Source organism: Daejeonella sp. (assembly GCF_049655485.1).
Lineage (GTDB): Bacteria > Bacteroidota > Bacteroidia > Sphingobacteriales > Sphingobacteriaceae > Daejeonella.
The window spans coordinates 1-6,698 of record NZ_JBASJU010000344.1; the positions used below are offsets into that span (position 1 = coordinate 1).

Genomic DNA, 6,698 nt, shown 5'->3' on the forward strand with positions numbered 1-6,698 from the left:
GGAGGTAATTCCGGCTCACCAGTGCTGAATGGTAATGGCGAACTTATCGGAATTGCGTTTGATGGTAATTGGGAAGCAATGAGTGGTGATATTGCCTTCGATAAAACATACAAACGTACGATTTCAGTAGATGCAAGATTCGTATTATGGTGTATTGATGTTCTGGGTGGTGCGAAAAACATCATCGCTGAATTGGACATCAGAGGCAATACATTGCCGATGCCGAAGGATAAGATGATAATGAAAAAGACAGAGTAGGGATTGCCGCACTACGCTCGCAATGACACCGTAATGGGGACTTGTCTTTGCGAGGAGGCACGACGAAGCAATCTCACAAAAAAAGCCTCGCTGATTTCAGCGAGGCTTTTTTATAAGTTTCAATTTTAATAATAAACAAATTCGCCATAGGAAGATTTAATTGTCACCTGCTTTTTCTCCGAGGCCTCGACCCGTCCCACTATCTGAGCTTGCACATTGAATTCATTAGAAATATCGATAATATATTGAGCGATTTTTTCGGGAACATAAAATTCCATTCTATGACCCATATTAAATACTTTGTACATCTCTTTCCAATCTGTTCCGGATTGCTCATGGATTAGCTGGAAAAGGGGAGGTATCTCTAATAAATTATCTTTTATGATGTGCAGGTCGTCAATGAAGTGAAGGATTTTTGTTTGTGCTCCACCGCTGCAGTGTACCATTCCATGAATGTCAGCACGGTATTTATTTAAAACCTGTTTAACGATCGGAGCATATGTACGGGTAGGAGAGAGTACCAATTTTCCAGCGGTTACTGTTTCAGATCCAACGGTGTTGATCTGATCGGTCAATTTTTTACCACCTGAGAAAATTAGCTCATAAGGCACAGCCGGATCGTAACTTTCCGGGTATTTTTCTGCTACATATTTATGAAAAACATCATGCCGTGCAGAAGTTAGTCCATTTGAACCCATTCCGCCATTATATTCTTTCTCATAAGTGGCTTGACCGTACGATGAGAGGCCAATTATAACATCGCCAGACTGGATTCTATCATTCGAAATAATTTCGGAGCGCTTCATCCGGCAGGTTACAGTCGAATCGACTATAATTGTCCTTACGATATCACCAACATCAGCGGTTTCTCCGCCGGTTGAATAGATTCCAATTCCTTGTTCCCGTAATTCCTGCAGTATTTCCTCCGTTCCATTGATGATCTCGGCTATTACCTCTCCCGGAATAAGATTCTTATTCCTCCCGATTGTAGAAGACAGCAGAATATTGTCAGTGGCACCCACGCAAAGCAGGTCGTCAAGATTCATAATAATAGCATCCTGAGCAATTCCCTTCCAAACGGATAAATCTCCGGTTTCTTTCCAGTACACGTAGGCCAGGGAAGACTTTGTACCTGCGCCATCAGCATGCATAATATTGCAATACGCATCATCTTTACCCAATATGTCAGGTATGATCTTACAGAAAGCTTTCGGAAAAATTCCTTTATCTATATTCTTGATGGCGTTGTGCACATCTTCTTTATCAGCAGAAACGCCGCGTTGGTTGTATTTGAGATCAGACATTGCTCAAAAATAAGGAATTTTGATAGTTGTTGGTCAACGATTTTCAGGTAGATACTTTTGGAAAGCAAATGTTGCTGGCATTCTAATTCTTTTCAGCGCGGTACTTTAGCTAAGGAACCGGGAACCATCCCAATAAAAAAGCCCCGCTAACGCAGGGCTTTCTTCAGACTTCAGACTTCAGATCTCAGACCTCAGTCCTCATACCTCATACTACTTTATAAAAAGCAATTCCCTAAACTTCGGCAATGGCCATTTCGCATCATCAACTAACTGCTCCAGTTTGTCAACGTGGTAACGGATTGGATCAAAGAATGATTTTACCTTTTCATCGTAAGCAATAGATTTATCTCTAACGTCTTCGATATTGTTAGCCTTTTTACGCTCATCGATCATCTTTTTGTTGTTGGTCTTAATGAAGTTAACGTGCTCGGAGATCTTCTTAATAATATCCATTTGGGCTTCATAGGTATCAGCACCAAGGCCGATGTCCTTTAAGCCTTTCACGTTTTCGATAAGGGTTGTTTGGTAGCTTATTGCTGTAGGAATAATCACGTTATCGACTAATTCGCCCATTACCCTTGCCTCGATTTGAAGCTTCTTGAAATAACTTTCAAGGAGGATTTCGTGACGCGCGTGAGATTCACGTTTGGTGAACACTCCGTTTTCTTCAAATAGCTTGTCAGTCTTGGGATCTAAAAGTACATCCAGCGCTTTAGGAGTTGTTTTAATGTTCGAAAGCCCTCTTTTTTCAGCTTCCTGAGCCCATTCCTCGCTGTAGCCGTTTCCTTCAAATCGGATTGATTTAGACTCCTTAATGTAACGTTTTATAACGGTCATTAGCGCAACATCCTTTTTCTCGCCTTTCTTGATAAGTTTGTCAACTTCAGCTTTAAATTTATTCAGCTGATCAGCAACGATCAGATTTAGTACGGTCATAGGATTTGCAGAGTTCGCCGATGAACCCACAGCACGCAGTTCCCATTTATTACCAGTAAATGCAAGCGGCGAAGTACGGTTTCTGTCAGTATTATCTAAGAGGATCTGAGGAACTTTAGGAATTGCAGTCCAAAGTGCGGGCTCTTGCTTCATCTTAGACGTAACACGTGATGTTTCGATCTCGTCCAGTAGATCATTAAGCTGGCTTCCAAGAAACATAGAAATGATTGCTGGAGGAGCCTCATTTGCTCCAAGACGATGGTCATTATTTACGGATGCAATAGATGCCCTTAATAAATCTGAGTACTCGTAAACAGCCCTGATCGTATTCACAAAGAAAGTCAGGAACATCAGATTGTTTTTCGGGGTTTTGCCAGGAGCAAGCAGGTTTTTGCCTGTATTTGTTATTAATGACCAATTATTATGTTTACCTGAACCGTTTATTCCGGCATATGGTTTCTCGTGAAGGAGAACTTTGAAATTATGTCTACGAGCAATCTTGTCCATCAGATCCATCAATAAGGAATTGTGGTCGATCGCGAGGTTGATTTCCTCGTAGATCGGTGCACACTCAAACTGTGAAGGAGCAACCTCATTATGGCGGGTTTTTAAAGGAATTCCAAGTTTAATAGATTCGATCTCCAGTTCCTGCATGAATGCCAGTACCCGGTCAGGAATAGAGCCGAAATAATGATCATCTAATTGCTGATTTTTCGCCGACATGTGGCCGAATAGTGTCCTTCCCGTAAGGTATAAGTCGGGACGAGCATTAAATAAAGCCAGATCAACCAGGAAATACTCTTGTTCAATACCCAGGGAAGCATTCACTTTTTCTATGCTTTTGTCGAAATATTGAGCCACAGCTACAGCTGCTTTATCCATAACTCCCAGTGCTTTCAATAAAGGAGCTTTGTAATCTAATGCTTCACCCGTGTAAGAAACGAAAACAGTTGGGATACACAGGGTATTACCCATTATAAAAGCTGGCGATGAAGGATCCCATGCAGTATAACCACGCGCTTCGAAAGTACTTCGGATACCGCCATTTGGAAAGCTGGATGCATCCGGCTCTTGCTGCGATAAGGCCTCACCAGAAAATTTATCTAAACCTTGTCCGTCAGAACCTGGCTCAAAGAAGGAGTCATGTTTCTCTGCAGTGGAACCTGTTAATGGTTGAAACCAGTGCGTATAATGAGTCGCGCCTTTTCCAATAGCCCATGATTTCATCGCAGAAGCTACCTGTTCGGAAATAGCTCTGTCAATTGGAGATCCCGAATCTATCGAATGTACAATACTATTAAATGCTTCTTTCGACAGACTATCCTTCATCTTCTTCTGGTTGAAGACATTTACATTGAAATATTCAGAAGGTTTGGCTGAAGGAATTTTTACCTCAGTTGTTGTTCTGGAAAGAACCGCATTTAGTGCTTGAAATCTTAAAGATGACATCGTTTTGCTAAGTTTTAATTAAATTTTCGATAAAATTAGTCTTTTGTGCGAGAAAAAGAAGGGAATTTTGGAAAAAACTGATAAAAAATGGAAAATTTACTGAAAAATGGGAGCAGGAGTTGTTCGTTGTGCGTTATACGTTGTACGTTTTGGGGATTTCCATTTTTAAGGGATATTTAAAATGAAATGATTTCTAAAAATTGAAAGAGCAATTTACATGGCACCTTGTAAAACGTATAACGTAAAACGTATAACGTAAAAAACGTAAAACTTTCCTATTTTTGACCATTCCCAACAAAAACACGATAAATTGGAAAATCTGCAACTTACCACTATAGATACTGCTAAAGATCTCGGTCTTCTTCCCGAGGAATTTGATAAAATAAAAGAGATACTCGGGCGTACGCCAAATTTCACTGAACTATCCATATTCTCGGTAATGTGGAGCGAGCATTGCTCCTATAAAAATTCCATTACCTGGCTAAAAACCTTGCCTAAAGATGGCCCTAGGATGTTAGCCAAAGCAGGCGAAGAGAATGCCGGAATGGTTGATTTGGGGGATGATATTGCCTGTGTATTTAAAATAGAATCGCATAACCATCCTTCAGCTCTGGAACCATATCAGGGAGCAGCAACAGGAGTAGGTGGTATAAATCGTGATATTTTCACAATGGGTGCCCGTCCCATTGCCCAGCTCAATTCTTTACGCTTTGGAGATCCAGAACAGGAACGTACCAAGTGGTTAATTAAAGGGGTTGTTAAAGGTATCGGCGATTATGGGAATGCATTCGGTATCCCGACCGTTGGAGGTGAATTATTCTTTGACGAGTGTTACACTGTGAATCCTTTGGTTAATGCGATGTCTGCTGGGATTGTGAAACCTGGCGAGACTGTTTCTGCTACATCCTATGGTGTGGGTAATCCGGTATACATTGTTGGATCAGCAACTGGAAAAGATGGGATACATGGCGCGGCTTTCGCATCTAAAAATATTACTGAAGACTCTATTAATGACCTCCCTGCTGTTCAGGTAGGTGACCCTTTCCAGGAAAAGCTTTTACTTGAAGCAACGCTGGAAGTTATAAAAACCGGTGCAGTTGTCGGGATGCAGGATATGGGTGCCGCTGGAATTATTTGTTCAAATTCAGAAATGTCGGCAAAAGGCGAGCATGGGATGAGAATCGATCTCGATCTTGTGCCGGTACGCCAGGAAAATATGAAACCCTTTGAGATCCTGCTTTCCGAATCGCAGGAGCGGATGCTTATCGTTGTTGAAAAAGGAAGGGAAAAAGAGGTTGAGGCAGTATTTGAAAAATGGGACTTGAATTGTGCCATAATCGGAGAGGTTACCGATACCAAACGACTTCATTATTATATGAATGGAGAATTGGTTGCTGATGTACCAGCTGATGATCTGGTTCTGGGCGGTGGAGCTCCGGTTTACACCAGAGAATATAAAGAACCCGCTTATTTTAAAGAAAACCAAAAATTCCGGATTGAGGATGTTAAAGAACCGGCAGATTTAAAAGCGGTTGCTGAACATCTGATCTCACATCCGAATATCGCTTCAAAGAGATGGGTTACGGATCAATACGATTCGATGGTAGGAACAAGTACCATGACTACTAACCGTCCCAGTGATGCTGCCGTAGTAAGCGTGAAAGGAACTGATAAAGCGATAGCACTTTCTGTTGATTGTAATTCCCGCTATGTATATGCCGATCCTGAAACAGGATGTGCTATAGCCGTCGCGGAAGCTGCAAGAAATATTACCTGTGCAGGTGGTGAGCCTGTGGCAATCACAAATTGCCTGAATTTTGGTAATCCCTACGTACCTGAAGTTTATTGGCAGTTTGTTGGTGCGATAAAAGGTATGGGAAGTGCTTGTACAAAATTTGAAACCCCGGTTACGGGCGGAAACGTAAGTTTTTATAATCAATCATCTGACGAGGGGCCAGTTTTCCCGACACCAACGATAGGCATGCTAGGAGTGCTGGATGACCGAAGTACATTTATGACTTCGGATTTTAAAAGCTCCGGCGATCTGATTTATTTAGTGGGAGAGAGTGTAAACGATATCGCTTCGTCACAGTATCTTGCTTCTTTTCACAGTATTACCGCTTGCCCAGCCCCGCATTTTGATCTTGATAAAGAATACGCCATGCATCAGGTGATCAAACAGCTAATCAAACAAAAGCTAATTCAGTCAGCCCATGATGTTGCAGACGGCGGCCTATATATAGCGCTCCTTGAATCATCGATGCCAAACGGACTTGGGTTTGAAATTGAAACCGATTCAAACATCCGTAAGGACGCATTTCTTTTTGGCGAAGCTCAGGGAAGGGTTGTTGTTTCTGTTAAAGCTGAGCAACAGGAAGAATTTATTGAACTCCTGGCGACTTCTGAAACTGAGTTCAGCTTACTTGGAACTGTTACTTCAGGGGCCCTCATTGTAGACGAAGAGAGTTTTGGTTCAGTTAAAGAATCTCAAGAGATATATAATAACGTCTTACATAAAATTCTTGGCGAGTAAATGTTAAAGCTCAACCGTATACATCATATCGCAATTATATGCTCTGATTATACGGTTGCTAAATATTTTTACGCGGAAGTACTTGGACTAGAAATAGTCAGGGAAGTTTATAGATCGGAACGGGATTCGTATAAGCTTGACCTTTCAGTCAATGGAAGTTATCAGATAGAGCTGTTTTCTTTTCCCGATCCACCAGCCCGCCCTTCAAGGCCTGAGGC

5 protein-coding genes are annotated in these 6,698 nt (G+C 41.7%); 3 read left to right on the plus strand and 2 right to left on the minus strand.

Annotated features, from left to right (window positions below; all coding sequences use genetic code 11):
* Positions 1-258, plus strand: a 258-nt coding sequence (locus WBJ10_RS14015) for a S46 family peptidase (RefSeq protein ID WP_424291348.1), incomplete at its 5' end; no start/stop codon positions are given.
* A gap of 125 nt (positions 259-383) precedes the next feature.
* Here WBJ10_RS14015 and WBJ10_RS14020 read toward each other — a convergent pair.
* Positions 384-1,562: an AIR synthase related protein gene (locus WBJ10_RS14020; protein WP_424291350.1), complete on the minus strand. Its 1,179-nt coding sequence runs from the start codon at positions 1,560-1,562 to the stop codon at positions 384-386.
* Positions 1,563-1,772: 210 nt separating this feature from the next.
* Complete coding sequence (locus WBJ10_RS14025; protein ID WP_424291352.1) at positions 1,773-3,947, minus strand: glutamine synthetase III; 2,175 nt, start codon at positions 3,945-3,947, stop codon at positions 1,773-1,775.
* Positions 3,948-4,257: 310 nt separating this feature from the next.
* Between WBJ10_RS14025 and purL the strand changes: the two genes are divergently transcribed.
* Together purL and WBJ10_RS14035 are read left to right on the plus strand one after the other, a co-directional pair.
* Positions 4,258-6,480 (plus strand): phosphoribosylformylglycinamidine synthase subunit PurL, encoded by a 2,223-nt coding sequence (gene purL / locus WBJ10_RS14030; RefSeq protein ID WP_424291354.1) that lies wholly within the window; start codon positions 4,258-4,260, stop codon positions 6,478-6,480.
* A partial coding sequence (locus WBJ10_RS14035; RefSeq protein ID WP_424291356.1) for a VOC family protein occupies positions 6,481-6,698 on the plus strand: 218 nt, incomplete at its 3' end. It lies immediately after the preceding gene.